Source organism: Methanobrevibacter sp. (assembly GCF_045577275.1).
Taxonomy (GTDB): Archaea; Methanobacteriota; Methanobacteria; order Methanobacteriales; family Methanobacteriaceae; genus Methanobrevibacter.
This window is the reverse complement of record NZ_JAZNIB010000143.1, coordinates 1-1,710: the sequence shown is the minus strand read 5'-3', so window position 1 is coordinate 1,710 and position 1,710 is coordinate 1. Positions and strand designations below refer to the sequence as shown.

The 1,710-nt window shown below is 31.6% G+C and carries 2 protein-coding genes; both read right to left on the bottom strand.

What is annotated here, in order from left to right; genetic code table 11:
* Positions 1-122: 122 nt before the first annotated feature.
* On the bottom strand, positions 123-881 hold the full coding sequence (locus ACKI67_RS04390) for an EFR1 family ferrodoxin (RefSeq protein ID WP_407462179.1): 759 nt from the start codon (positions 879-881) through the stop codon (positions 123-125).
* Between the two features lie 39 nt (positions 882-920).
* Positions 921-1,553 carry a flavodoxin family protein gene (locus ACKI67_RS04385; protein ID WP_407462178.1) on the bottom strand — a complete coding sequence of 211 codons (633 nt, stop codon included), beginning with the start codon at positions 1,551-1,553 and terminating at the stop codon, positions 921-923.
* Positions 1,554-1,710: the final 157 nt, after the last annotated feature.

The window sequence follows — 1,710 nt, the reverse complement described above, 5'->3', positions numbered from 1 at the left end:
AATACTTTTTTTAAAATTTTTATTAAGTTTTTCTTTTTAATACTTTTATATGCAAAAAATTAAATTATATTACAATTCTTTTCATTCTCGAAGGAGGATTTTCTAAAGGAAAAATTTAAATCCTAAATGACTTCATTGCTTTTAATGATTTCTGAAAGCCTTATGTTAGGATTTCTGTATCTTTCATTAGGATTTGCTTCATCGTTAATAGTTAATGTGTTTGTTTTGCAATGTTGCACACAGCCTAAGCAGAAATCACAGTCATCTCCAAAATGTGGCTTTCCATCAATCAATTCAATGTTTCCTCTTGGGCATACTCTAGTGCATATTTTACAATTGCTGCAATCTTCTCCCACTTGGATATGGTACTTTTCAGTCATGGTTGATTCCAGAACGATTTCAATATTGTCTACTTCAGTAAAATGCTCTTTATCTAGGAAATATGTCTTTTTAGCTAAGATGTCCTCTTTGATAGATTCAATTTCAGCATTGATGTTCAAGTCTTTTTTCAGTTCCTTTTCACTGGCCATATCGAATATTGGCAAGAAATTGTCAACCATTAAAACTGAATTTGTATAATTTACCTCAATGCCCCGTTTATTGAGGGTGTCCTTCATGATTTTCAATGCATTTTGATCTCCATCGCTTCCATAGGATGTAATTAAAAATAAGTAATCAGTCTTGATATTGACTTTTTGAATGAATTCCCTAAGGGTCTTTGGAGAGGTAGCAAAAAAGACAGGAAATATGATGCCTATAATATCATCTTCAATATCAAAATCATTGTTTTTCATTAATTGGGGGATGCTGATTAATTCTCCCCCTAATTGCTTTGCGATATATAGGTTATTTCCTGTTGAAGTGTAATATAAAGTTTTCATGTAATTCCCTAACTGAATTATTATCAATTTTTTATAAAATTACAATACTAATTCTTTTCCTTTCTTGAAAGCGGCTTCTCTTTCTTTAGGGAAAACAGTTTCATGTCTTTCATACCTTTCTTCAGCATTAAAGAACCATGGCCAATCTGTTTTGCTGTAATCCTTAAGCTGAAGTGTTTCTCCAGAAACAAAGACTTCAGTTGGACCTACAAATCCATTGAATATGTTTTGATAGTTTTGAAGCAATTGACTATATGCAGTATCCGGTGCATTGCTTGTCATGATCAGCAAAGTAGGAATTGGATTTTCATTGCAGCATGGAGTTTCAGCATTGTATGTCAAGTTCTGGAAGATTAATCTTTCGTAAAGTGCTCTAAATGATGCTGTAAGTTCGCTTAAATAATTTGGAGATCCAATAATCAATCCATCTGCTTCACGGATGGCATCCAATACCTCTGTCAATCCATCCTTGCGTATGCAACGTCCTTTGTATTTCTCTTTTTTACAACCGAAGCAGGAAACGCAACCGGTGTATCTTTCCAAACGGAAAAGGTTGAATTTCTTTACTTCTGCTCCTGCAGATTCTGCACCTCTTATTGCTTCATCGATTAAAGTGTCTGTGTTCCACCCTTTTCTAGGTCCTGCATTAACCGCTATTATTTTTTTAACCATTTTTATCTCCCTTAAAAATTGTAAATGATTTCATTTATCTATATTAATTTTTATTATTTATTTAATTTAACTATTGTTATTTTTATTGTATTTTAATTTTATTCTATTTTTATTTATTCTTTCTCTTTCTTTTTATTGATTGTATTTTATTGTTTTT

Excerpts from the sequence above, each read along its gene's own strand:
- ACKI67_RS04385 (WP_407462178.1), bottom strand. The coding sequence starts at position 1,553 with ATGGTTAAAAAAATAATAGCGGTTAATGCAGGACCTAGAAAAGGGTGG.
- ACKI67_RS04390 (WP_407462179.1), bottom strand. The coding sequence starts at position 881 with ATGAAAACTTTATATTACACTTCAACAGGAAATAACCTATATATCGCA.